The sequence below is a fragment of the Rhizobium sp. N731 genome, assembly GCF_001664145.1.
GTDB lineage: Bacteria > Pseudomonadota > Alphaproteobacteria > Rhizobiales > Rhizobiaceae > Rhizobium > Rhizobium esperanzae.
In genome coordinates this window covers 124494-147816 of record NZ_CP013605.1, presented here as the reverse complement: position 1 = coordinate 147816, position 23323 = coordinate 124494, and the positions used below count along the sequence as shown (strand labels likewise).

Here is a 23323-nt window from a genome sequence, read left to right as displayed (position 1 = left end):
TCAGGCGGCGGTGTCGATGCAGAGGTATTTGAGCTCGGTGAAAGCTTCGAGCCCGTGGCGGGAGCCTTCCCGGCCGAGGCCGGATTGCTTCCAGCCGCCGAAGGGGATCGGGCCGCCGGTGATCTTAACTCGATTGATCGCCACCATGCCGTATTCCAGCGCGCGGCCGAGGCGCATTTGGCGGGCGCCATTCTCGGTGACGACATATGCAACGAGGCCATATTCGGTATCGTTGGCACGGGCGACGACCTCTTCCTCCGTATCGAAAGTGGCAAGTGCGGCCACAGGCCCGAAAGTCTCCTCGCGCATGATCAGCGCATCCGCCGGAACATCCGTCAAAAGCGTCGGCTTATAGAAGAGCGGGCCGGCCCTATGGCGGCTGCCGCCGGCAACGAGCCGGGCGCCACGCGCCAACGCGTCAGCCACTTGGTCCTCGATCTTGACGACGGCGCGTTCATGCATCAGTGGCCCGATTTCGCTGTCAGCCTCGATGCCTGCGCCGACCTTCAGCGCGCCGATGCGCGCGGCAAAAGCCGTGGCGAAGGCATCGGCAATGCGCCGCTGGACGAAAATGCGGTTGGCGGCAAGGCAATCCTGGCCCGATGTCGCAAACTTGGCGCCGACGGCGATCTCGACGGCTTTCGCGACATCGGCATCGTCGAAGACAATCAGCGGCGCGTGCCCGCCGAGTTCCATTACCAGCCGCTTCATGGTCGGCGCGCACTGGGCGGCGATCAGGCGGCCAACCTCGGTCGAACCGGTGAAGCTCATGGCGCGCAGGCGGTTATCGCTGCACATCCGTCCGACAATCGTTGCGGCATGGCCGGTGACCACGTTGAAGACGCCGGCGGGAATGCCGGCCCGTTCGCCGAGTTCGGCAAGCGCGAGGGCCGAAAGTGGCGTCTCCGAAGAAGGGTGGGCAACGACCGTGCAGCCTGCGGCAAGTGCTGCGCCCGCCTTGCGGGTGAGCATGGCGGAAGGGAAATTCCAGGGCGTGACGACACCGACGACCCCAAGCGCCTCGCGCCGCACGATCATTTCCGCTCCGGCCAGATGGCTGGTGACACTTTCGGCGTTCAGCCGCTTGCCTTCTTCGGCATACCACTCGATGAAGGAGGCGGCGTAGTCGATCTCACCACGCGCTTCGGCAAGCGGCTTGCCCTGTTCGAGCGTCATGATCAGCGCCAGGTCTTCCCTGGCGGCGAGCATCAACGCGTGCCATTTCCGCAGGATCGCCGCGCGGTGCTGCGGCAGCATCGCGCGCCAAGCGGCAAAGGCCTGCGACGCCGCATCGATCGCCATCGCCGTCTCCTCCGCATCGAGGCTCGCAACCCAGGCCAGAGTTGCCGAAGAGGCCGGATCGGCAACAGCGAAGCTTTTGCCTGTCGCCCCCGCGATCCACCGGCCGCCGACATAGGCGAGATCGCGCAGGAGATGACGGTCGGCAAGCCGTGACAGCGCATCATGATAGTCGGGGCGGGCAAAAACGGCGGTCATGTCCATCTCCTCGTTTGCGGTTGACGCAAGTCTTCCACAAGAGCCGACGAGAGATTGTCCTTTACCGAAGGCGGAAAGAGACAGACGGTCTAAAGGACGGCCGCTGCTAGACAGATTGTCTAGGAGACGTTGTGTTCTTCCTCCCCGGATGCGGAGAAGGAAGAGACCGGAAGGACTGTGTCCTCCTTCACCGTCTTGGTGACGATGTAGGTGAAGTAGCGGTCGATGCCGAGTTCGCGGTCGAGAAGACCGTCGACCAGCCGCTGATAAGCGTCGATATCGGCCGCGATGATTTTCAGGATATAGTCGACGCCGCCGCCGACCGACCAGCAGGCGACGATCTCGGGGGTTGCGGCAACGGCGCGCTCGAAGCGCTCGAAATCGGCCTGGCGATGATTGGCGAGCGTCACTTCCATCATCACGCTGGCGACCGGCGCTATGCGCCGCGGCGCGATACGGGCGTGGTAGCCGGTAATGATCCCCGCCTTTTCGAGCTTGCGCAGCCGCATCCAGCACGGCGTCGGCGACAGCCCCGCCTTTTCGGCCAGCGCCAGCTTGGTAATGCGTCCGTCGTGCTGGACGGCGTCGAGGATTCGCAAATCGATGGCGTCGAGTTTCATGGCGCTTTCTTTAGAAAGAAATCATTTCAAACGCGGTGAAAAGACAATGGAAGCGCATTTTGGCATTGTCAATTGAACTGATTTTCAGCAGTGTTGAAATCATGACAAATTGGCGCCCCGATCCCTCGCAACTCCGCCGGCCTGCCTATCTCTCGCTCGCCGAGCAGATCGCCAATGCGATCACCGACGGCAAGCTCTCCGACGGCATGCAATTGCCGCCGCATCGCAAGCTGGCGGATGATCTGCATCTTTCCGTGCAGACGGTGAGCCGAGCCTATGACGAACTGAGCCGCCGGGGGCTGATATCAGGCGAGATCGGACGCGGCAGCTTCGTGCAGACGCGGCCGCGCGAGCCGGAACCACCTTATCTGCCGGAACGGCTGGGCGAGGTGATCGATCTCTCTATCCTGAAGCCGGTCTGCGAGCAGATTCATCTGGAAAGGCTGCGCCAGGCCTTTGGCTGGCTCTCCGAAAATCTGCCGTCGAGCTCGGCCCTGTCGTTCCGGCCGAACATGGTCTTTCCCCGCCATCGCGTCGTTGCCACGGAATGGCTGGCGCGCTGCGGCCTCGACGTATCGCCGCTGAACATCAGTCTGACGAATGGCGCGACATCGGGCATGACCGTGGCGCTGATGAGCGTCGCCCCGCCCGGTTCGACCATTGCGACCGAGGCGATCAGCCATCATACGCTGGTGCCGCTCTCCACCTATCTCGGCCTGCATCTCGAGGGGCTGGCGATCGACGAGGAGGGCATGATTCCCGAAGCGCTGGACGAGGCCTGCCGGACGGGGCCGATCCGGGCGATCTTCCTGCAGCCGTCGGTGATCAATCCGATGGCGGCGCTGATGAGCGCAGAGCGCCGGCAGGCGCTCGCTGCCGTTGCCGCCAAGCATGACATAGCGATCATCGAAAACGACATTCTCGGGCCGATGGTCGAGGACCGCGCGCCGCCGATGGCCGCCTTCGCGCCGGAGCGGACGCTTTATGTCACGAGCTTCACGAAGATCACCGTTCCGGGCCTCAGGATCGGTTATCTCGTTGCGCCCGACCGCTATGTCGCCGCCGTTGCCAACCGCCATCTCGTCTCCAGTTGGATGGCGACGCCGGCAATGGCCGAAATCGCCACGCGCTGGGTCAGCGACGGCACGGCAATGGAACTGGTCAACTGGCAGCGCCGCGCCCTTGTCGGGCGCCATGCAATCGCGGCGGAGATGCTGGCCGGCCTGTCCTATCGAACGCATCCGCAAAGCCTGCATGTCTGGCTGCCGCTTTCCGGAAGCCATACGGAGGATGGTTTCGTGTCGCAGGCAAGGCTGCGCGGCGTGGCGATCGCGCCGGGCAAATCCTTCCGCACCGCCGATCACGGCTGGACGCCGGCGGTGCGCATCTCGCTCGGCTCGACGACGGAAGGCGAGCTGCGGACGGGACTGGGGATCGTTGCCTCACTGGCACAGGGAAATCCCGAAGAGCTGCTGCTCGCGATTTGAGGCGGGCGCCTCATTTGCCGGCAGCCGCAGAATAATTGTCATGATATTATTTTACGAATTGACATGATTTTCGAGCGCCGTCATCGTTAGGACATTGCTTGTCTCAACAAGGAGAGACATGAATGCCCGCGCCCATCATCCGCATCGACAACATCGTCAAGAGATACGGCCCGCTGACCGTGCTCGACGGCCTGTCGATGAATGTCATGCCGGGCGAGAAGCTGGCGCTGATCGGGCCGTCCGGCTCCGGCAAGACGACAATCCTGCGCATTCTGATGACGCTGGAGACGATCAGCGGCGGTCATATCGAGGTCGACGGCGAACAGCTCTATCATATGCCGAACGGTGGCGGACTTGTGCCGGCCGATGAGCGGCATCTGCATCGCATGCGCGAGAAGATCGGCATGGTCTTCCAGCACTTCAATCTGTTTCCGCACAAATGCGTCCTCGACAACGTGACGCTGGCACCCATGTTGACCAAGGGTTTCAAGCGGCCGCAAGCCGAGAAGCGGGCGATGGAGCTTCTCGAGATGGTCGGCCTTGCCGACAAGGCGAGAAGCGTCCCGGCGCAGCTTTCCGGCGGGCAGAAGCAGCGTGTCGCCATCGCCCGGGCGCTGGCCCTGTCGCCGAAGATCATGCTGTTCGACGAGGTGACCTCGGCACTCGACCCGGAACTCGTCGAGGAGGTGCTGAACGTCATGCGGAAGCTCGCCTCCGAGACCGATATGACGATGCTTCTCGTCACCCACGAAATGGGTTTCGCCCACGACTTTGCCGACCGCGTGCTGTTTTTCGATCGCGGCAGGATCGTCGAGGAAGGCAAGCCCGGCGACATCTTCCGCAATCCGACGCAGGAACGGACGCAGACCTTCCTGCGCAAGATCATCGCGGCAGGGCACCGCGTCTGACCTCAGACATTGCCCGCGAACAACAAAACTCAAAGAGAAAGCCAGAGGAGTTGGGAACGATGAAAGCAGGATATGTTTTGAGCGCCGTCAGCCTGTCGGTGCTTCTGGTTACGGCGGCCGCCCCGGCATCCGCCGCCGATGACAAGCTCGAACAGCTGAAGGAGCAGGGTTTCGCCCGCATCGCCATCGCCAACGAGCCGCCATTCACCGCCGTCGGCGCCGACGGCAAGGTGTCGGGCGCCGCCCCCGATGTGGCGCGTGTGATCTTCGAAAAACTCGGCGTCAAGGAAGTGGTCGCCTCGATCTCGGAATACGGCGCGATGATCCCCGGTCTGCAGGCCGGCCGACACGACGCAATTACGGCGGGCCTTTTCATGAAACCCGAACGCTGCAACGCCGTTGCCTATTCCGAACCGATCCTGTGCGATGCCGAAGCCTTTGCTCTCAAGAAGGGCAACCCGCTGAAGCTGACGAGCTACAAGGATATAGCCGACAATCCGAACGCCAAGATCGGTGCGCCGGGCGGCGGCACTGAGGAAAAGCTGGCGCTGGAAGCCGGCGTGCCGCGTGACCGCGTCATCGTCGTTCCGGATGGGCAAAGCGGTATCAAGATGCTGCAGGACGGCCGCATCGACGTCTATTCGCTGCCGGTCCTGTCGATCCACGATCTGATGGACAAGGCGAAGGATCCCAACCTCGAAACCGTCGCCCCCGTCGTCAACGCGCCGGTCTATTGCGACGGCGCCGCCTTCCGCAAGCAGGACGTCGCGCTGCGCGATGCCTTCGACGTCGAGCTGAAGAAGCTGAAGGAATCCGGTGAATTCGCCAAGATCATCGAACCCTACGGCTTCTCGGCCAAGGCGGCGATGTCGACGAGCCGCGAAAAGCTCTGCGCCGCCGCCAAGTAACCTGATGTAAGCAGCCGGCCATGTTCCTCATGGCCGGTTGCCCTTCGCACCATCTCCCGAGAAATGAGCTGCCGATGTCGGTCTGGTCCGGCTATCTGACACTGATCCTTCAAGGCGCCCTGGTGACGCTCGAGCTGACGATCATGGGCTCGGCGCTGGCGCTCGTCATGGCCTTCCTGGCCGGCCTCGGCCGCCTGTCGCGCTTTTTTGCCGTCCGGGCTCTGGCGACCGCCTATATCGAATTCTTTCGCGGCACCTCGATCTTCGTCCAGCTCTTCTGGGTCTATTTCGTCCTGCCCTTCGCGGGATTGACGCTGACGCCGCTGCAGGCGGGCGTGCTGGCGCTCGGTCTGAATGTCGGCGCCTATGGGGCGGAGGTGGTGCGTGGCGCCGTCAAGGCCGTCGGGCGCGAACAATCGGAAGCCTGTATCGCGCTCAATCTGTCGCGCTACCAGCGCATGCGCCACGTCATCCTGCCGCAGGCGTTGCCGCTGATGCTGCCGACCTTCTGCAACAATGCGATCGAGCTTTTGAAGGGCACGGCCGTCGTGTCGCTGATCTCGCTGACCGACATGACCTTTCAGGCGCAAGTGGTGCGGGCGCAGACCGGCAATACGCTGGTGCCCTTCGCAACGATCCTCATCCTCTATTTCCTCATGGCCTCCGCCATCTCGGCGACGATGCGCCTCTTGGAGCGACGGATGACACGCGGTCTCGACGGCATGAGGACCTGATCAAATGGAATGGGATTGGGATTTCGTCTGGCAGATCATGCCGACCCTTCTCGAAGGGTTCAAGATCACCATTCTCGCGACCATCCTCGGCGCTGCTGTCGCCATGGTCGCAGGCCTCGCGCTTGCCATCGCGCGGCGGTCGCCGGTCGCCGCCATTTCCGGAACGGTCGGCTTCGTCGCGGAATTCATTCGCGGTACGCCGCTGCTGGTGCAGCTCTACTTCATCTTCTACGTCCTGCCGGATATCGGCATCCGGCTGTCGCCGCTCACCGCCGGCGTCATCGGCATGGGCATTCATTATGCGACCTATACGGCCGAGGTCTATCGCGCCGGCATCGAGAACGTTTCGCGCGGACAATGGGAAGCGGCCAGGGCTACCAATCTGACGACGCGCCAGGCCTGGATCCACGTGATCTTGCCGCAGGCGATCCCGCCAATGATCCCGGCGCTCGCCAATTATTTCATCGCCATGTTCAAGGAAACGCCACTGCTATCGGCGATCACCGTGCTGGAACTGATGAACCAGGCCAAAAGCATCGCCAATAGCAACTATCGCTATATTGAACCCATGACGCTCGTCGGCGTCTTCTTCCTCGTCATCAGTCTGATTTCGGTTCTCGGATTGCGCTGGCTCGAGGAGCGCTATGCCAGGATGGATGACTGACATGACGAAATCGATCGAGATCATTCCCGCCGGCCGACTGCCACGGCTGGACGACCGGCCGCTGGAAAAACGCATCGGCCTCGTCATTCTGGCGACCGACCACACGACGGAAGCCGACTTCCGACGCATGGTCGCCAGCGACCGTATCGGCGTCTATGTCAGCCGCATCCACTACGCCAATCCCGTGACGGCAGAAAATCTCCTGAAGATGCAGCCGTCGCTGACCCAAGGCGCAGGGCTCATTCTGCCGGGTGAGACGCTGGATGCCGTCATGTATTCCTGCACCGCCGCCTCGGTCGTGATCGGCGACCGCAAGATCGAGGAAGCGATCCATGCGGCCAAGCCGGGCGTTTCAGTGGTGACGCCAACGGCGGCTGCTGTAGAAGCCCTGAAGGCGCTCGGCGCCAGGCGGATTTCCGTGCTGACACCCTATACGATCGAAACCAGCCGGCCGATGGCGGATTATTTCACCCGTCTTGGTTTTGCGATCGACCGCTTTACCTGCCTCGGTCTGAGCGACGACCGCGAGATGGCACGGATTGCGCCGGATGAAATAGCCGCCTTTGCCCGCCAGGCGCTGGCGCCGCAATCCGATGCACTGTTCATTTCCTGCACCGCCGTGCGCGCCGCACAGGTCGCCGCCCGCATCGAAGCCGAGACGGGCAAGCCGGTGGTGACCAGCAATCTCGCCACCGCCTGGGCCTGCCTGCGGCTTTGCGGCGACGATCAGCCGCGGCCCGAGCTCGGTCAACTGATGACCAGGCCCTATGGGGAAGGCTGAGCGCATGAGGGGCCCCTTGCCAGTTTCCTTGGAGGATATCCGTGCGGCGGCGCACCGGATCGCCGGCCGTGTTGTGGAAACGCCGATCATGTCGTCGGCATCGCTCGGCGAGATCGCGGGCGTTCCGGTCTGGCTGAAGCTCGAACATCGTCAGACGACGGGCAGCTTCAAACTTCGCGGGGCGACCAATGCAGCAGCGTCGTTGTCGCCGGCGGAACGCGTGCGCGGCGTCGTCGCCGCCTCGACGGGAAATCACGGCCGGGCGCTTGCCCATGCGGCGAAGGCACAAGGCATGATCGCGACGATCTGCATGTCGCGGCTGGTGCCGGCGAACAAGGTTTCAGAAATCCGCCGTCTCGGCGCCGATGTGCGCATCGTCGGTCGATCACAGGACGAGGCGCAGGAGGAGGTGGACCGGCTGGTGCGAGATCAAGGGTTGGTGATGGTCCCGCCTTTTGACCATCCGGCTGTCGTGGCCGGGCAGGGGACGCTGGGGCTCGAGATCGTCGATGCATTGCCCGAGACAGCCACGGTTCTGGTGCCGCTCTCGGGTGGCGGCCTTGCTGCGGGCGTTGCCGCTGCGATCAAAGGCGTCAATCCGAAAACGAGAGTGATCGGCCTGACGATGGAACGCGGCGCCGCGATGAAGGCGAGCCTCGATGCCGGACGGCCGGTGCAGGTCGAGGAAGTGAGAAGCCTTGCGGATTCGCTCGGCGGTGGCATCGGCCTCGACAATCGCGTGACTTTCACCATGTGCCAGGCGCTTCTCGACGAGGTCGTCCTGCTGACGGAGGCGGAGATCGCCGCAGGCATGCGTCATGCCTATGCCTGTGAGCGTGAGATCGTCGAGGGCGCGGGAGCGGTCGGAATAGCAGCGCTGCTGGCGGGCAAGATCAGCTCCGGCGGCCCGGTCGTTGCGATCCTTTCGGGGCGGAATGTCGACATGGAACAGCACCGCCGGGTGATCAACGGCGAGGGTACGGCATTCACGGAGGATGGCCCATGAACCGCATGATCATTCTGACGGAAGCGGAATTGCGCAAGATCGTGGTGCTCGATCGCGATGCGGTCGCCTGCATCGAGCAGGCTTTCGCGGCGCTTGCAACGAAGGCGGTCGCCATGCCGCCGATTCTGCGGCTCGACATTCCGGAATATCGGGGTGAGGTCGATGTGAAGACCGCCTACGTTCCGGGCATTGAAGGTTTCGCCGTCAAGATCAGCCCCGGTTTCTTCGACAATCCAAAGATCGGCCTGCCGAGCACCAATGGCATGATGGTGCTGCTGTCCAGCCGGACAGGTCTGGTGCAGGCGCTGCTTCTGGACAATGGCTATCTCACGGATGTGCGCACCGCGGCAGCCGGCGCCGTCGCTGCGAAATACCTGTCACGGCAAGACTCCAGCGTGGCCGCAATTTTCGGCGCCGGAATGCAGGCTCGGCTGCAGCTCGAAGCACTGACGCTGGTGCGGCCTATCGCCGAGGCCAGGATCTGGGCCCGTGATGCCGCCAAGGCGCAGAAGGCAGCGGCCGAATTGCGCGGAGAACTCGGATTTCCCGTCATCGCTGCGTCGGATCCGAGAGAGGCAATCTCCGGTGCCGACATTATCGTGACCACCACGCCTGCGGAAAAACCGATCGTCGAAGCCGGGTGGCTCGAACCCGGGCAGCATCTGACAGCGATGGGATCGGATGCGGAGCACAAGAACGAAATCGATCCCGTGGCCATCGCCCGTGCCGGCCTTTATGTCGCCGACAGTCTGAAACAGACGTGCCGCCTCGGCGAGCTGCACCACGCAATCGAAGCCGGTCTGGTCGCGGCCGATGCGGATTTCGCCGAGCTCGGCCGGATCGTTTCCGGCCGGACGCCGGGCAGGACGAGCGGCGATCAGATCACCATTGCCGACCTCACCGGCACCGGCATCCAGGACACCGCTATCGCCACTCTCGCCTTCGCCCGCGCCGGCGCGATGAAGGCAGGAACCACGTTCGAAAGCTGACCGGCGCGGCGCCGGAAAAGAAGGGAAGAAACATGACCCAGCCCAATCTGAAGTTTTCGCTCGGCGAATATGCCGCGCGGCTGGAAAAAACACGACGTGCCATGGAAGCGAAGGGTGTGGACCTGCTTGTTGTCAGCGATCCCTCGAACATGGCCTGGCTGACCGGCTATGACGGTTGGTCCTTCTACGTGCACCAGGCGGTGATCGTGCCGCCGCAGGGCGAGCCGATCTGGTTCGGCCGCGGCCAGGACGCCAATGGCGCCAAGCTCACCGCCTACGTCAAGCACGACAATATCGTCGGCTATCCCGATCACTACGTGCAGTCCACCGAACGTCATCCAATGGATTACCTCTCCGGCATCCTGACGGAGCGCGGCTTCGCCAAGCTGACGATCGGCGTCGAGATGGACAATTACTGGTTTTCCGCCGCCGCCTTCGCTGCGCTGCAGAGGCATCTGCCGAATGCGCGCTTCGTCGATGCAACCGCGCTGGTCAACTGGCAGCGCGCGGTCAAGAGCGAGACCGAAATCAAATATATGCGCAATGCCGCCCGCATCGTCGAAGCGATGCATTCCCGCATCTTCGACAAGATCGAAGTCGGCATGCGCAAGTGCGATCTGGTGGCGGAAATCTACGATGCCGGCATCCGTGGCGTCGACGGCATCGGCGGTGACTATCCGGCGATCGTGCCGCTGCTGCCGTCCGGCGTCGAAGCATCCGCACCGCATCTGACCTGGGACGATCGGCCGTTGAAGAAGGGGGAGGGCACCTTCTTTGAGATCGCCGGCTGCTACAACCGCTATCATCTGCCGCTGTCGCGCACCGTCTTCCTCGGCAAGCCGACGCAGGCCTTTCTCGACGCCGAAAAAGCGACGTTGGAAGGCATGGAAGCCGGTCTTGCGGTCGCCAGACCCGGCAATAGCTGCGAGGATATCGCCAACGCCTTCTTCGCGGTGTTGAAGAAATACGGGATCGTCAAGGACAACCGCACGGGTTATCCGATCGGGCTTTCCTATCCGCCGGACTGGGGCGAGCGCACCATGAGCCTGCGGCCGGGCGACCGGACGGAGTTGAAGCCTGGCATGACCTTCCATTTCATGACCGGCCTCTGGCTCGAGGACATGGGTTTCGAAACGACGGAGAGCATCCTCATCACCGAAAGCGGTGTCGAATGCCTCGCCAACGTGCCGCGCAAGCTGTTGGTCAAGGATTGAGGTTGTCATGACAGAGACTGGCTTGCGGCCGTCGCCGATCAGCGCGACGGTGGATTTGGCCGCCGAGGGTGTCCAGCACGGGTTCCTCAGGCTGCCCTACAGCCGCGACGATTCTGCTTGGGGCTCGGTGATGGTTCCGATAACGGTCGTCAGGAACGGCAAGGGACCGACGGCGCTCCTGACCGGCGGCAATCATGGCGACGAGTACGAGGGACCGATTGCGCTCTTCGATCTCGCCCGCTCGCTGCAGGCAGAGGAGGTGAGCGGCGCTGTCATCATCGTGCCGGCAATGAATTACCCGGCATTCCTTGCAGGAACCCGGACATCGCCGATCGACAGAGGCAACATGAACCGCAGCTTCCCGGGTCGTCCGGACGGCACGGTGACCGAAAAGATCGCCGATTATTTCCAGCGTGTGCTTCTGCCGATGGCGGATCTCGTGCTGGACTTCCACTCCGGCGGCAAGACGCTCGATTTTCTGCCGTTCTGCGCAGCGCACATCCTGCCGAACAAACAACAGGAGGCGCAGGCTTTCGATTTCGTGACAGCCTTTGCCGCACCTTATTCGATGAAGATGCTGGAGATCGATGCGGTCGGCATGTACGACACGGCGGCCGAAGACATGGGCAAGATCTTCATCACCACCGAGCTCGGCGGTGGAGGTACCGCCACGGCCAGAAGTGCGGCGATCGCCAAACGCGGCACCATGAACGTGCTGCGACATGCCGGTATCGTCGCCGGCGCCGTCGATATCGGGCCAACGATCTGGCTGGATATGCCGGATGGCCGCTGTTTCTCCTTCGCTGAACAGGGCGGTTTGATCGAACCCGCGATCGACCTCGGTGAAGCGGTCGCCAAGGATGCCGTCATCGCTCGCGTCTATCCGACCGGCAGGACGGGTGAGGCGCCGCGCGAGATCCGTGCCGCCATGGACGGTATTCTCTGTGCGCGGCATTTCCCGGGGCTGGTCAAATCAGGCGATTGCGTTGGGGTCGTGGCGATCGTGACGAACTGACGACGACTGGCGCGTGATGAACGTCACTGTCCGATCAACATCAAGCTGCCTTCCGCGCTCTTGATCCGGCAGCTGCCGCATCGGTCTGGAAGCGACCGACAATCCCTTCCAGCGTCTGCGTCTGGCCGCCGAGCGCACGGCAGGCTGAGACCGTTTCCGCGGCCATGGCGGCGTTGCGCTGCGTGACCTCATCGAGCGCGTTGACGGAAGCATTGATTTCCCCGATCGCCACCGCCTGCTCGGAGGAAACCGAAACGATGCGGGCGATCAGGCCGGCGACCTGCTCGACCTGGCCTTCGATTTCCATAAGCGCCTTGCCGGTGCGGTTGACGAGCTCCACGCCGGTGGAAACCTGAGACGATGACGTGGAAATCAGAGATCTGATCTCCTTGGCGGCATTGGCCGAACGGAGGGCGAGCTCACGCACTTCCTGCGCTACAACGGCGAAGCCTTTGCCCGCTTCGCCGGCGCGGGCGGCCTCCACACCGGCGTTGAGCGCCAGAAGGTTGGTTTGGAAAGCGATCTCGTCGATGACGTTGACGATCTCGCCGATCTGGGCGGATGAACCTTCGATCCGTTCCATGGCGGCAATCGCATCGCGAACGACGGCGGCCGAATGCTCGGCGCTGCTGCGCGTCTCGGCCATCATGCCGGTCGCCTTGCCGGCATGGTTCGAAGCATCCTTGGTTTTAGCGTTCATCTCCTTGAGCGCGGCGGTAGCCTCTTCGAGCATAGCCGCCTGCTGCTCCGTGCGCGATGCGAGACTGTCGGCGGCATTGGTGATGCCGGTCGAGGAACTGCCGACCTGCCGGGAGGTCTGGGCGACCTCCGCCATCGAAACGCAAAGCGCATCCAGGCTGTCGTTGAACTTGGCACGCAACGTTTCGTAGGCCGGTGCGAAGGCTGCGGTGATGCGGCAATCGAGATTGCCGAGCGAGAGCTGATCCAGGCCGTAGGTCAGTTCCTCGATCACCGTTTCGCGTCGCTGGTCCTCGGCGGTCTTTTCAGCCATCTGGCTGCGTTCGCGCTGGAATTCCTGATCGCGAAGCGCCGTCTCGCGCTTCTGGGCATCTTGTCGTTCCAGCGCATTGCGGCGGAACACCGCCACAGCCTTGGACATGGCGCCGATCTCGTCGGAGCGGTCGGAATAGGGAACCTCGGTCGAAAAATCGCCTTCGGCGAGGCTGCCCATATAGGCCTTCATGCCATCCAGCGGCACAATGGCTCGACGGCGCAGAAAATAGAGCCCGACCAGCAGCAGCGCGAAGGAGCCGAAGCCCGCGGCGCCCGCATAGATTGTCCAGGTTACGATTTCCGAAGCGGCATTGCTCTCTTCGTCTTTCAGGAAAGCGTCGGAATTGGCGACGAGCTTCTCTACAGCATCCTGATGCGCATGGAAGGCGACGCGCAACTGCTCGATCGCGCCATGCGCCTTACTTTCGTCCTTGGCGTTCAAGGCGGGGATGATTTCGCGGTTCATCACCTGCCAGAATACATCGCCCTTGGCGAGCACATCGTTTTCGAGCTCATCCTTCAAAGACTGCGGCAGCCGGGTGGTTTTCCAATAGGCGCGACGGTCGTCGTAAGCGGCTTTCAGATTGGCGATCTTCCCCAGATTGGTTTCGGTGAGTTCGGGGAATTTGCTCGCCTCGAAGGACAGCATGTAGGATTCGACCACAAAGAGCGGCGGCGGCAATATATCGGCGATGAGATCCTTGCCGTAGACCACCTGCTCGTAAACCGGACCATTGACTTTCAGCCTTTCAAGCGCCGATTGCTGCAATCCAATCGACATGAAAAGACCGGCTGAAACGGCGATGCCAAACGCCACCAGGCTGCGCGCAATGGTAAATGCCAAGACTCTCTCCAAATAACTTTGGGCTTCTCTTCTTCGAGATGCCTGATCTACGTATGCCATTATTTCTCACGAACGCTGAAATATGGTTAACTTCTTACCCGGACGCGAAGTCGACTAACTGTCCAGGGTCAAGTAACCGTCCAAAATTGGGGTGATCAGCTCTATGGCTGTTCAGCTAGCCATCCCCAGCCATCTTGATGGCTGGCGCGGATAACATCACCTTCGTTGCAAGGAGGATCAGATGGCCGAACCGCAGCTTTCCGTCCGAAGCGCAAAGGCGCGGGATCTAGCGCACCGTCTAGCCCGCCGCGAAAATCGCTCAATAGCCGACATTGTCGAGCGAGTTCTGGAATCCTATGAAATAGGTGAAGCCGGGCGAGAGCCGGCGATGTCCTTCTGTGCCCGGCTTTCAAAGCGGGACGGACATCGATCTTGAAGCCGTCATCAAAGACGGCAAGCAGCTTATAAGGGCATTGAGCTTTGATTTTCCTCGATACCAACATTGTTTCGGAAACTTTGAGAAAATCGCCAACGAAGCCGAGATCGCTTGGCTTGTCAGTCATGATTCTGAATTGGCCCTGTCGACCGTGACGATCGCCTGATTACCGGCCCGTCTGCTACGCCAGGCGTTTCAGCATTTCATTCAGGTCGCCGATTTCACGCAGAAGCTCGATCAGTTTATCCGTATCGTCCTGGCTGAGTCGGCCCATTCCGCCGCTTTTATTCCAGAGATCCTGGAATTCTTGGCTCATCTCGCGCGCGCTATGCATGATCTCGATGATTTGCGTGCGGTTTTCCCAGGTTGTGACGATGTTCGGTTCGTCCATCTCCATCGGCATCTCGGGTTTGCGTTCCAGCAATAGCAATGTCTGTTCCTCTTGGGCGACGAGGGTTTGGTTCGGATGGGCCTTCGGGCGGAGGGAGCCATCCATAGCGAGGTTACTCGGGAACGCGGTGTTTGACGGTCGGGCAATGGGAGATCAACGATTGGCTAGCGGGTGTGGGGCGGTACCCGTTAGCCAATCGGCAAGCCCTATTTCGGAATCACCCGAATGAGAGATCGCAAAGACAATAAATGGGAAAATTTCCCATTTGTCAAACGCTCAGTTGCGCCGTCAGGGCTGGCCTGGAAAATCCGGTGGCGGTCCCGGTGGCGGCCCCGGCGGCGGACCATTCGGTCCCGGTCCCGGCCCGGGTCCTGGTCCGCCCGGGCCGGAAAAGCCGTCAGGACCGGCTCTGCCAAAGGGTGGGTGATCATGCGGCGGATCGCCCCAGAAGCCGCGCGGCGGCCGGGAATCGATGCCGCCGGGAGGATGCGGGTTTGGAAAACCGGTCAGTCTGTTCGAATCCCGCACGCCGATATCAACGAAGCCGTGACCATCGGGAGATAGCCGCATCGATCCGAAAGGCAGCGAACCCCCGGGGCCTGACCTCGGTCCGCCCTTGTCGCTCGCCCGGAAGGTTTCGATATTGACGATACCGCGTTTGAGCCCCGGTACTACCGGTTCGGGCTGAATGCGGGCGATCGTCAACCGATCAGCCGCTGTCTTGAGATGCACGACGGTTTGCTTGCCGACCAATTGCCGGTGCGCGCCTCCGAGCGAAAGGCCGCCGATCAGGACGCGATTGCCGCTCTTGACGGGGATCCCGCGGACATGGGCGCCATCCGAGACGGAGCGGGTTTCGATGCGCCGGGCAACGATCGTGCCGTCTGGTTTGCGGATGCCGAAGACGGCGACCCACTTGCCTTTCCGCAGGCCCTTCGTCGCCAGACCGGATGTGTCGACGGTTTGCGAAAGGATGGTTATCGAAGCCTTGCTCAACCGGTCGATGCGGCCCTGGACCTCGCTGACGATGGTGATGCGGGCGGCACGCTTTCCCTTCAGCAGCACACGGACGACATGACCGACCTTCATCGCGCTTGCAGGAACACGCCGTCCATCGATCTCGATCGGCGTGGTCGCGCTGAACGGTATGTGGATGCCGTTGACGATGATGCTGCCAAAACCCTGGATGGTCCCGACGATGCCGGTTCCGCCGATGCCGTGGTCTTCATTCTCGCCGCCGCCCTGGTGGATGGAGGTGCCGGACCCGCCGATCCCATGGTCGTAGGTGCTGGTCGACTGCGCGGCGGCAAATCCCGGCTTCAAGATCTGAAGCGCTATGCCAGCCAGCAGAAACTGTCTTCTCGAGATCATCGAGGGGCTCATTCGTCCGCCTCCGTCCTGGAAGCGGCATCTGCCTGGAGACCCGTCTCACCCTCTTCGGTCATGACATAGAGCCCTGCGATCCAGCGGCTGTTGCCGCCGGGATCGTTCTTGATCGCCACATGGGCGACCTTATTGAGCTTCAGGAGCAGCGCCATCGCTTCCTCGCGCGCGAGTGCATCGAGCCGGGCGGCGAGCGCGGCAGATATGCCGTCATAATGAACCGCCCGTTCGAAATAGGGCGGAGGGTCGTTCATCAGGTTGGTGACCGCCGCCTGCACGTGGTCGCGAAGGTTGCGGGTGAAATAATGCCGGCGAGCGTCGTCGCCGGCATTCGGGACGATCGATGAGAGGTCGAGCCGGACGCGGCCGTCCTCATCGAGAACGACGATGCCCCTGTCCAGCCAGTCGTCCAAGATGGAGCGGGGGTGGACATCCTTGGTGATATCGCTCACCAGGCTCTCGAATGAAGGGCTGCCGTCGCTTGTGTTTCGGGGCAGGGCGCTCGGCCTGTCCGCGGCATCGCAATAGAGTGGGTCGGCCAGCCATCGGGCAAGGATGCGGCTCGTTTGCGAAACGCCGACAGTCAGCAACGATGTCGAAATCTCCTGTCCGCGCAGCCGGTTGACGTCCTTGCGGTGGACGCCTGTCAGAAGCGAGATGCGGCTGTCCGTCTGCTGCTTGTTCGGCAGCGCGAATTCCTTTTCGGCAACCTCGATATAGAGCCGGCGAAGAATGGCCGAAAAGGCGGTGAAGTTGAAGCCGGAAGCGAGCGCGAGCTTGACCAGCGGGCGCAGTACGCGGACGAGCATGGCCTGCAAGGTCTCTTCGGAGAAGGGTAGCTTCGCGCGCGGCTTCGACATCAAGAACACACTCGGTCTCTGAAAGACCATTGTCGGCAGACTTCGACAGCCGCCTTCACTCTCCTATGGCAAAGTCCGGAATGCCGCAACGGACTAGCGCCATGCAAGATCGGCCTACGCCGTACTTCGTGCCAACCTGGCCACGATCGTGCCGCCATAGGGAAGATATTTCGCGCCTTCTGTCAATGCGTTACCGGATGCGGCTCGGGCGAGAGCACCGCCCCGTGGCTCCAGTCGATCAGTCGGTCGATCCGCGCAATCTTGTGGAAAACCTCGAAGACGTCGAATGCCGCACCCTTTTCGATATGGCCTGCCAGCAGCTCGCAAAGCTCGAATATTTCAGGCGGCGTGGTGGTCATTTCGACGCCGTCATCGGTGAAAACACCTGATCGCGGCCACGCCCGCGCCTGCTGCTCATCGAGCTTGCAACCGACGAATGGGATCGTATCGATGATGCCGGAGGCAAGCGCGAAGGCTGCTTCCGCCACGATTTCGGAGCAGGACGTGTTTGGCTCGTTTCTTAAGGCCGGTTTCTGCAGCCGCTTGAGTTCGCGCATTTTCAATCCGTCAGAGATAGTTGACCAGGCTGAGATTCTGGAGTTTCGAGACGAGCGTGTAGGCGGTTTCCAGCTGCGTCTGCAGCTGGTTGACGAGCGTCGAAGCCTCATAGGTGTCGACGCCCTGGAGGTCGACGAGCTTTCCCTGCAGCAGGCTCGACTGGGCGTCGAGCGCGTCATTTGCCTTTTCGAGCCGTTCCTGCGAGAGGCCAAGCTCGCTCTGCTGCGTCACGATGCCTGACGTCGCCTGAGCCGCGTAGCCTATCGCCTTGGATGCGACGGTGCTCTGCGCGTCCGAGCTCAGATCCTGGCCGAAGAGGGCGGAGACGACGGTGGCGGCAAGTGCCAGGTAACGCATGCCTTCGGAATTGGCGTTGGTCGACGAGGTGATGGTCTCCGATGCGCTGATCCGGCTGGTCATGTCGGTGCTCGATGCGCTCGACCAGCCGCTCGAAGCGTCCGTCCAGCTGCTTTCGGAGAACATCGGCTCGACCGTATCGGTGATGAAGCTGCCGATTTCCTCGCCCGTTAGCTCGCTGACGTCTTTTCCGAGACCGGTTGCATAGTCGTTGAGCGCCGTGACGATCGTACCCGAGACTGCGGACGACTGATCGGTCAGGGGCTGGCTGTCGAGGTTCGTTCCGCCGAACAGGAACTCGCCATTGACCGAGGTGTTGGCCGTCGAGATCAGCTGCGAAATCGTGGCGTTTGCCGATTGCAGGGCAACAGCAATGCTCGTCGTATCCTGGCTTGCCTGAAGTGCGGTCAGGTTGGAGACCAGGCTGTCGCCGGCATCCTTGAGGCTGGAAAGAGCGGTTTGCGACGCTTCCATGCGCAGCGCGACGACGGAATTGCTCGTCTTGAACGAGGCGGCCTGGGCGATCGCGCTCGTGAGATTGATCGATTTTGCGGCGCCGCTTCCGAGGGAGACGCCGATATCGGCGTAAGTCCCTGTGGTCGCCTCCGTCGAGGCCTGCTGCAGCTTGTTCTGGGACTGGCTGATGGTGAGCCGCAAAACATTCTGCATCGCCGATGATGAGACAAAAGATGCTTTCATGACTAGCTCGCTATGTCGAGGAGCGACTGGAACATCTCGTCGATGACGTTCAGGATCTTCGTCGCCGCTTTGTAGGATTGTTCGATGTCGAGAAGCAGCGTCAGCTCCTCGTCGAGATTGACGCCGGTTTCGTTGGAATAGGCCTCGTCGGAGCGAGACAGTGCGGCGGCCGTGGTTTCGGACGCCGACGTCGCGTCGCTTCGATATTGTTCGAGCCAGCCGATGGAGGCGCTGGCATAGTCCGTCAGGCTTTGCGTTGTGGAGAGACCGGCGTCGGCGGAGAACGAGCGTTGTTCCGTCAGCGCCTGATAGAGGGCGTCGAGATTGTCGGAAAAACCGCTATCTCCGGAGGTGTTGAGATTGGTGATGCCACTGATCGTTCCGTCGCGCAGCTTGGTCGCATCGCCGCCTTCGCTCGTGACGACGGCGGGATTGACCGAGATGGTGGAGGCAATCCCGGTAATATCGTCGGTATCAGACGGTGTTTCTCCCGTTGTCCCCGATGCCGTCGTCCAGGTAAAAAGTCCCGGCGCGCTCGTGCTGCCGTCGGTTTCCGAGAAGACCTGGACGAGGGCCTTGGCGATCTGGTCGAGCTGGTCCTGGAAAGTCGGGGCGATCTCGTCGCGGAGCTGCAGCAGCGCCTGCAGGCTGCCCGAGGCGCTCGTCGTCGAACCCTCGCCGGCATCGAGCGCCACGCCGTCGATATAGATGGCATTGCCCTCGGTTCCGGCGACATAGGTTGCCGTCGACGCGAATGTGACGGTGCGCGGTATGGTCTCGAACAGCACGGTGCCGTCCGAGGTATAGAGCGCCATGTCGTTATTGTCGCGCACGACGGAGGTGACGCCCACGATCGAGGAGATCTGCTTCAGGAGCTTCTCGCGCTCGTCGAGCGCCGTAGATGTATCGGCGCCGGTCGATGTCGCCAGCTTGACCGCGTTGTTGGCCGCCTCGAACTGCGACAGCAGCGTGTTCAGCGTGGAGACCTGCGTGGCGATCTCTGCATCCGCCTCTGCCCTGATCGACTGGACGCCATCGCTTGCGGTGTTCAGCGAATTGGCGAGATCCTGCGCGGCGGTGACGGCCGATTGCGCTGCGGTCGTGTTGCTCGGCGACGTCGCATATGTCTGGAGCGCCTCCTGGAAGGCCGCGAGATAGGTGCTCGGCGATGTCTCGTAGTCATTGCCGCCCATCAGCGATTGCAGGCTTTCGAGACCGGTCACGAGCGTCTGCTGGGCGCTGTCCTTGGCGTTGGATTGCAGGTACTGGGCGAGCAGCGCAGTTTCCTGCGCCCGGCCGATGCTGACGACCTGAGCGCCGGAAAGAGACGTCGTGATCGACGCCTCCCGCCTGACATAGTCGGAATTTCCGACATTGGCGATGTTGGTCGAGACGACGCTGCTCTGCTGGCCGGTATTGTTGAAAATATTCTGCACGCTGTTCAAGGCTGACGTGAGCGACATCCAGGCGCTCCCTCTATCGCTTCAGATTGACGAGGACATCCATGATGTCGGAGCCGGTCTGAAACACCTTCGAATTGGCGGTGTAGCTGCGCTGCGCCTCGATCATCTCCGTCAATTCGCCGGCGAGATCGACATTCGAGCTTTCGAGCGCGCCGGACTGGATGGAGCCGAGCCCGTTCGTCTGCGGAAAGCCGGTGACGGTGACGCCGGACATGCCGTTGGCGGTATAGACGTTGCCGCTGAGCAGGGTCAGATTGTCGGGGCTTGCGACCGTCGCGAGAGGGATCTGGTAGAGGGATTTCGTCGTGCCGTTGGCATAGGAGACCGACACCACACCGTCCGTGCCGATCGAGACCGAGCTCACCGCGCTTGCGGCCTGGCCGTCGGCCGAGCCCGTCGCCGAGAAATCGGAGGCGAGCTGGGTGAAGTCGGAATAGTCCATCGTGATTGTCTTTGCCGTCACCGGATCGACGATGTCGGTGTCCGTCGCCGACGTCAGCTGGCCGTCCGCATCGAAGGAGAGTGTCGCGACGCTGACGGAGCTGGAGGAGTAGGGGAAGGAGGTCGTGCCGCCGGTCGCCGCATCGGCATTGCGGTAAACCGCGACTTCCCAGCTGCTGCCGGTGACCGCGCCGTTGGCATCGGTCGTGACGCCCGTCTTGGTGAAGTAATAGTCGTACTGGACTGTGGCGCCGAGGCTATCATAAGCGACCAGCGACATTTTCTGCGTATCGTCGGTGACATCGGATGTGTTGGCGCTCGGCAGCGTCGTCGTATCGGTGACGACGGTCGCCTCGGAATTCAGGTTGCCGCTGAAATAGGCGCTCGTCGAAGCGATCGCGCTCAGGCCCGACTGGGCGACGTTGACCGGCACCAGCCCGTCGAAGCCGTTGACGACAACCGCCGGAACGCCTGAGTCATAAGAATATCCCATCAGCGTGTAGCCGGCGCTGTTGACGAGATTACCGTCGCTGTCGACCGAGAAATCGCCGGCCCGGGTGAGCACCGGCGTGCCGTCGGCGCTTTCGACGATGAAGAACCCGTCTCCGGAGATCGCGAGATCGTAGGCCGAAGTCGTATAGGAGATATCGCCCTGCTGTGAAATCGCCTGGCGCACGGATGTCTGCACGCCACCGGAATTGTAATTGCCCGAGGAAGAGGGCAGGACCAGCGACGAAAAGGAGGTGGAAACGGCCTTGTAGCCGACGGTGTTGGCATTGGCGATATTGTCGGAAACCGTGCTCAGCCGGTTTGCCTGCGCGCTCATGCCGGAGACGGCGGTTTTCATACTTCCAAAAATGCTCATGGCTCGATCCTTAAAGGTTTGGGAACATGCCATGTGACGACAGGCTTCCAGGCCCGGATTTTGGGCGCAAGACATCGTCAGGCGCCGGGCATAAGCCGGCTCCGGTCGATGATCTGATTGTCTGGACTGACCCCGTGATGGCTCTCGTCGCGTCGGTTCATCCGAGCGTGTGACATCGTGCGCCTGATACCGCGCACCATTCGCATAATAAGAAGCGGCCCGGCCGAAGGCTCTGCCGGCTCAACCGCCGGGCCGCTTCAGGCCGTCGCCATTGCAGTCCTCCAGAAACCGTAACGGCGACGATGTCTTGCCGGCGTCAGGCCGCGGACTGTGTGGACAATGAACCGGTGCCCGAGGTGTCGAGCAGATCGAAGAGTTGGCTTGCCTGGCTTTCGGTGACATCGTCAGGCTTGCCGGCCATGAATTCGTCGAGGCTCACCACCTCATCTCCATTCGTATCGAGATCGGAAAGCAGAGAGGCGAACTGGTCTTCGTCCTCGGGCGGCGGCGGTCCCTGGGGACATTCCGACTGCTGGGCGGACATGGCCTCGGTCAGCGCATCGACCGACAGCGAACCTGCGCCCTCACTGTCAAAGCTGTCGAACAGCGTTCCTGCCTGATCTTCGCTGACATCGGACGGACGGCCTGCGACGAATTCGGCCTTGCTGACGAGTCCGTCGCCATCAGTATCGAGATCGGAGAGCATGGACGCCAGCTGATCATCGCCGCCCGGCGGCGGCGGGGGCGGGCCATCGGGACGTTCCGACCGCTGGGCGGACATCGCCTCGGCGAGTGCATCGACCGACAGCGAACCGGCGCCTTGGCTGTCAAAGCTGTCGAACAGCGTTCCTGCCTGATCCTCGCTGACATCGGACGGCCGGGCCGCGACGAACTCGGCCTTGCTCACATAGCCGTCGCCGTCGGTATCCAGATCAGCAACATCCATGCCTGCGCCGCCGTCCCCTTCGCCGGCGGAGCCGGACTGGTCGAAACGGTTCATTGCCAGCGTCATCAGCTGGGCCATCAGTTTGTCGGCGCTGCTGGACGTGTCTTCGTCGAGCTGCCCCCTTGCGGTTGATTTTTTCGCTGAAACCGTACTACAGGATAGGATATCCTGGGATGCGGATGTCGAGCTCTTGCCATACGAATAGGAAGAGACTGACATGGCGGCCGAAATGGTCGTCATAAGCGCTCCATCGCTTGAGGGGTGGGGATGCAACGCATTACAGAACTGATTAGTTCTCTAAATCGAAATTACTAATGCCACAACCGAAAAAATCATCCCTCAGAAATAACAGGCTGCTTCTCGCGATCGCTGGCATGCGCGTCGGCAAAGCGGTCTGATCGTCATGGATATCGTCGACGAGCCCGCAGATGAGCCGCGCAAAAGAGGCCGGCCTAAAGTCTCCAGCGATGAAGACAAGCGGACGCATATCGTCGAGGTCGCCCGCCGCGTTTTCGTAACATATGGCTATGCCGGAAGCACGACCGCAGTCGTCGCCTCGGAGGCGGGTGTTTCCAAGCAGACGCTCTACAAGCTGTTTCAGAGCAAGGAAGAGTTGTTTGCCGCCGTCGTCGGCGCGCATCGGCGGCTGATGCTCGACTTGCCGCGGCCTGCCGAAGATATTCCGATCGCGGAAAGTCTCGAGCGTATCTTCATGATCGACATGGACGAGGATACGGATGCGGAACGCGCCGGTTTCCTGCAGCTCGTCTTTCGCGAAGCCGCGCAGTTTCCCGAGCTTATCGACATTCTCCAGCGCGAAGGCATACTCGCCAGCCGGCAGCATCTCGCCGACTGGCTGAACGATCGCCGGGCGGAAGGCAGGCTGTCGCTGGATGATCCGGAGAGCGGCGCCCGCATGCTGATGGATATGATCTTTGGCGGCATGGGCCCGCCGGAAGGCCGCGTGCAAGCTTGGCCCGCCCGGGCTCTGATGCTGGCCCATCTTCACCGCTGCATCGCGATCTTCGCCGCCGGCGTCGGCGCCGCTTGAACTGGTGGTGGAGATCCCTCCATTTCAAGCTTCCAATTCCCGATTGTATGATTTATAGAACTATAGAGTTCCATTAAGTCGATTCGGCCACATGTACGTGGCTGTGCCTCGCCATGACCGGCGACGATATCCCAGCAAAGATCAGAAGTTCGCCCGTGGTTGCCGGCTGGCTTTCGCGCGGTACCGCCGTGC

Annotated in this window: 22 protein-coding genes and 2 pseudogenes; 13 read left to right on the top strand and 11 right to left on the bottom strand. The window is 61.9% G+C overall.

Annotated elements, in window-relative coordinates; genetic code table 11:
• A complete protein-coding gene (locus tag AMK02_RS26000) occupies positions 1-1497 on the bottom strand; it encodes an NAD-dependent succinate-semialdehyde dehydrogenase (protein WP_064807960.1) in 1497 nt (498 codons plus the stop codon).
• Positions 1498-1616: 119 nt separating this feature from the next.
• A complete protein-coding gene (locus tag AMK02_RS25995; protein WP_064807448.1) occupies positions 1617-2117 on the bottom strand; it encodes an Lrp/AsnC family transcriptional regulator in 501 nt (166 codons plus the stop codon).
• 101 nt (positions 2118-2218) lie between these two features.
• Here AMK02_RS25995 and ehuR point away from each other — a divergent pair, with 101 nt between their 5' ends.
• The 10 genes from ehuR to doeB all read left to right on the top strand — a co-directional run bounded on the left by ehuR (position 2219) and on the right by doeB (position 11823).
• Positions 2219-3604: a MocR-like ectoine utilization transcription factor EhuR gene (ehuR, locus tag AMK02_RS25990; RefSeq protein WP_064807958.1), complete on the top strand. Its 1386-nt coding sequence runs from the start codon at positions 2219-2221 to the stop codon at positions 3602-3604.
• A 122-nt stretch (positions 3605-3726) separates the two neighbouring features.
• Complete coding sequence (ehuA, locus tag AMK02_RS25985) at positions 3727-4512, top strand: ectoine/hydroxyectoine ABC transporter ATP-binding protein EhuA (protein WP_064807447.1); 786 nt, start codon at positions 3727-3729, stop codon at positions 4510-4512.
• A gap of 59 nt (positions 4513-4571) precedes the next feature.
• Positions 4572-5420: an ectoine/hydroxyectoine ABC transporter substrate-binding protein EhuB gene (gene ehuB, locus AMK02_RS25980; RefSeq protein WP_016735739.1), complete on the top strand. Its 849-nt coding sequence runs from the start codon at positions 4572-4574 to the stop codon at positions 5418-5420.
• 74 nt (positions 5421-5494) lie between these two features.
• Positions 5495-6154 carry an ectoine/hydroxyectoine ABC transporter permease subunit EhuC gene (ehuC, locus tag AMK02_RS25975; RefSeq protein WP_064807446.1) on the top strand — a complete coding sequence of 220 codons (660 nt, stop codon included), beginning with the start codon at positions 5495-5497 and terminating at the stop codon, positions 6152-6154.
• A gap of 4 nt (positions 6155-6158) precedes the next feature.
• Entirely contained in the window at positions 6159-6818 is a 660-nt protein-coding gene (gene ehuD, locus AMK02_RS25970) for an ectoine/hydroxyectoine ABC transporter permease subunit EhuD (RefSeq protein WP_064807445.1), read from the top strand.
• A gap of 1 nt (position 6819) precedes the next feature.
• Positions 6820-7599: an ectoine utilization protein EutA gene (gene eutA / locus AMK02_RS25965; RefSeq protein WP_064807444.1), complete on the top strand. Its 780-nt coding sequence runs from the start codon at positions 6820-6822 to the stop codon at positions 7597-7599.
• Between the two features lie 4 nt (positions 7600-7603).
• Positions 7604-8605 carry a hydroxyectoine utilization dehydratase EutB gene (gene eutB, locus AMK02_RS25960; RefSeq protein ID WP_064807443.1) on the top strand — a complete coding sequence of 334 codons (1002 nt, stop codon included), beginning with the start codon at positions 7604-7606 and terminating at the stop codon, positions 8603-8605.
• Positions 8602-9594 carry an ectoine utilization protein EutC gene (gene eutC / locus AMK02_RS25955; protein WP_064807442.1) on the top strand — a complete coding sequence of 331 codons (993 nt, stop codon included), beginning with the start codon at positions 8602-8604 and terminating at the stop codon, positions 9592-9594. The genes eutB and eutC overlap by 4 nt, the downstream gene beginning before the upstream one ends.
• A gap of 32 nt (positions 9595-9626) precedes the next feature.
• A complete protein-coding gene (gene doeA / locus AMK02_RS25950; protein WP_064807441.1) occupies positions 9627-10808 on the top strand; it encodes an ectoine hydrolase DoeA in 1182 nt (393 codons plus the stop codon).
• Between the two features lie 7 nt (positions 10809-10815).
• Complete coding sequence (doeB, locus tag AMK02_RS25945; protein WP_064807440.1) at positions 10816-11823, top strand: N(2)-acetyl-L-2,4-diaminobutanoate deacetylase DoeB; 1008 nt, start codon at positions 10816-10818, stop codon at positions 11821-11823.
• Positions 11824-11863: 40 nt separating this feature from the next.
• On the opposite strand, the gene AMK02_RS25940 is transcribed toward doeB, so the two are convergent.
• The gene (locus AMK02_RS25940; protein ID WP_064807439.1) at positions 11864-13681 is read right to left on the bottom strand and encodes a methyl-accepting chemotaxis protein; all 1818 of its coding nucleotides are present in this window, start codon (positions 13679-13681) and stop codon (positions 11864-11866) included.
• 241 nt (positions 13682-13922) lie between these two features.
• Here AMK02_RS25940 and AMK02_RS30860 point away from each other — a divergent pair.
• Positions 13923-14165: pseudogene (locus AMK02_RS30860) on the top strand (plasmid stabilization protein).
• Positions 14162-14280 (top strand): annotated as a pseudogene (locus AMK02_RS31515) (type II toxin-antitoxin system VapC family toxin); the annotation flags it as partial. The pseudogenes AMK02_RS30860 and AMK02_RS31515, both read left to right, overlap by 4 nt.
• Before the next feature lie 18 nt (positions 14281-14298).
• Here AMK02_RS31515 and AMK02_RS25930 read toward each other — a convergent pair.
• From AMK02_RS25930 to AMK02_RS25895, 8 genes are all read right to left on the bottom strand, one after another.
• The gene (locus tag AMK02_RS25930; RefSeq protein ID WP_064807957.1) at positions 14299-14547 is read right to left on the bottom strand and encodes a hypothetical protein; all 249 of its coding nucleotides are present in this window, start codon (positions 14545-14547) and stop codon (positions 14299-14301) included.
• Positions 14548-14796: 249 nt separating this feature from the next.
• Entirely contained in the window at positions 14797-15891 is a 1095-nt protein-coding gene (locus AMK02_RS25925) for a DUF5666 domain-containing protein (protein ID WP_064807437.1), read from the bottom strand.
• The gene (locus AMK02_RS25920) at positions 15888-16781 is read right to left on the bottom strand and encodes a DUF6502 family protein (RefSeq protein ID WP_064807436.1); all 894 of its coding nucleotides are present in this window, start codon (positions 16779-16781) and stop codon (positions 15888-15890) included. The genes AMK02_RS25925 and AMK02_RS25920 overlap by 4 nt, the downstream gene beginning before the upstream one ends.
• Before the next feature lie 152 nt (positions 16782-16933).
• Positions 16934-17308, bottom strand: coding sequence for a DnaT-like ssDNA-binding protein (locus tag AMK02_RS25915; RefSeq protein WP_064807435.1), 375 nt, complete (start codon positions 17306-17308; stop codon positions 16934-16936).
• Between the two features lie 10 nt (positions 17309-17318).
• Positions 17319-18365 (bottom strand): flagellar hook-associated family protein, encoded by a 1047-nt coding sequence (locus tag AMK02_RS25910; RefSeq protein ID WP_064807434.1) that lies wholly within the window; start codon positions 18363-18365, stop codon positions 17319-17321.
• Between the two features lie 2 nt (positions 18366-18367).
• Positions 18368-19828, bottom strand: coding sequence for a flagellar hook-associated protein FlgK (gene flgK, locus AMK02_RS25905; RefSeq protein ID WP_064807432.1), 1461 nt, complete (start codon positions 19826-19828; stop codon positions 18368-18370).
• 13 nt (positions 19829-19841) lie between these two features.
• The gene (locus AMK02_RS25900) at positions 19842-21134 is read right to left on the bottom strand and encodes a flagellar hook protein FlgE (RefSeq protein WP_064807430.1); all 1293 of its coding nucleotides are present in this window, start codon (positions 21132-21134) and stop codon (positions 19842-19844) included.
• 316 nt (positions 21135-21450) lie between these two features.
• Positions 21451-22320, bottom strand: a complete 870-nt coding sequence (locus AMK02_RS25895) for an EF-hand domain-containing protein (protein WP_064807429.1) — start codon at positions 22318-22320, stop codon at positions 21451-21453.
• A gap of 163 nt (positions 22321-22483) precedes the next feature.
• Here AMK02_RS25895 and AMK02_RS25890 point away from each other — a divergent pair, with 163 nt between their 5' ends.
• Positions 22484-23131, top strand: coding sequence for a TetR/AcrR family transcriptional regulator (locus AMK02_RS25890; RefSeq protein ID WP_064807427.1), 648 nt, complete (start codon positions 22484-22486; stop codon positions 23129-23131).
• Positions 23132-23323: the final 192 nt, after the last annotated feature.

What these genes read in the sequence shown, in the direction of transcription:
- ehuD (WP_064807445.1), top strand. Translation starts at nt 6,159, where the DNA reads ATGGAATGGGATTGGGATTTCGTCTGGCAGATCATGCCGACCCTTCTC.
- flgK (WP_064807432.1), bottom strand. Translation starts at nt 19,828, where the DNA reads ATGTCGCTCACGTCAGCCTTGAACAGCGTGCAGAATATTTTCAACAAT.
- ehuB (WP_016735739.1), top strand. Translation starts at nt 4,572, where the DNA reads ATGAAAGCAGGATATGTTTTGAGCGCCGTCAGCCTGTCGGTGCTTCTG.
- AMK02_RS25890 (WP_064807427.1), top strand. Translation starts at nt 22,484, where the DNA reads ATGGATATCGTCGACGAGCCCGCAGATGAGCCGCGCAAAAGAGGCCGG.
- AMK02_RS25895 (WP_064807429.1), bottom strand. Translation starts at nt 22,320, where the DNA reads ATGACGACCATTTCGGCCGCCATGTCAGTCTCTTCCTATTCGTATGGC.
- AMK02_RS25995 (WP_064807448.1), bottom strand. Translation starts at nt 2,117, where the DNA reads ATGAAACTCGACGCCATCGATTTGCGAATCCTCGACGCCGTCCAGCAC.
- AMK02_RS26000 (WP_064807960.1), bottom strand. Translation starts at nt 1,497, where the DNA reads ATGACCGCCGTTTTTGCCCGCCCCGACTATCATGATGCGCTGTCACGG.
- ehuR (WP_064807958.1), top strand. Translation starts at nt 2,219, where the DNA reads ATGACAAATTGGCGCCCCGATCCCTCGCAACTCCGCCGGCCTGCCTAT.
- AMK02_RS25900 (WP_064807430.1), bottom strand. Translation starts at nt 21,134, where the DNA reads ATGAGCATTTTTGGAAGTATGAAAACCGCCGTCTCCGGCATGAGCGCG.
- AMK02_RS25920 (WP_064807436.1), bottom strand. Translation starts at nt 16,781, where the DNA reads ATGGTCTTTCAGAGACCGAGTGTGTTCTTGATGTCGAAGCCGCGCGCG.
- eutB (WP_064807443.1), top strand. Translation starts at nt 7,604, where the DNA reads ATGAGGGGCCCCTTGCCAGTTTCCTTGGAGGATATCCGTGCGGCGGCG.
- ehuC (WP_064807446.1), top strand. Translation starts at nt 5,495, where the DNA reads ATGTCGGTCTGGTCCGGCTATCTGACACTGATCCTTCAAGGCGCCCTG.
- doeA (WP_064807441.1), top strand. Translation starts at nt 9,627, where the DNA reads ATGACCCAGCCCAATCTGAAGTTTTCGCTCGGCGAATATGCCGCGCGG.
- eutA (WP_064807444.1), top strand. Translation starts at nt 6,820, where the DNA reads ATGACGAAATCGATCGAGATCATTCCCGCCGGCCGACTGCCACGGCTG.
- eutC (WP_064807442.1), top strand. Translation starts at nt 8,602, where the DNA reads ATGAACCGCATGATCATTCTGACGGAAGCGGAATTGCGCAAGATCGTG.
- AMK02_RS25915 (WP_064807435.1), bottom strand. Translation starts at nt 17,308, where the DNA reads ATGCGCGAACTCAAGCGGCTGCAGAAACCGGCCTTAAGAAACGAGCCA.
- doeB (WP_064807440.1), top strand. Translation starts at nt 10,816, where the DNA reads ATGACAGAGACTGGCTTGCGGCCGTCGCCGATCAGCGCGACGGTGGAT.
- AMK02_RS25925 (WP_064807437.1), bottom strand. Translation starts at nt 15,891, where the DNA reads ATGAGCCCCTCGATGATCTCGAGAAGACAGTTTCTGCTGGCTGGCATA.
- AMK02_RS25910 (WP_064807434.1), bottom strand. Translation starts at nt 18,365, where the DNA reads ATGAAAGCATCTTTTGTCTCATCATCGGCGATGCAGAATGTTTTGCGG.
- ehuA (WP_064807447.1), top strand. Translation starts at nt 3,727, where the DNA reads ATGCCCGCGCCCATCATCCGCATCGACAACATCGTCAAGAGATACGGC.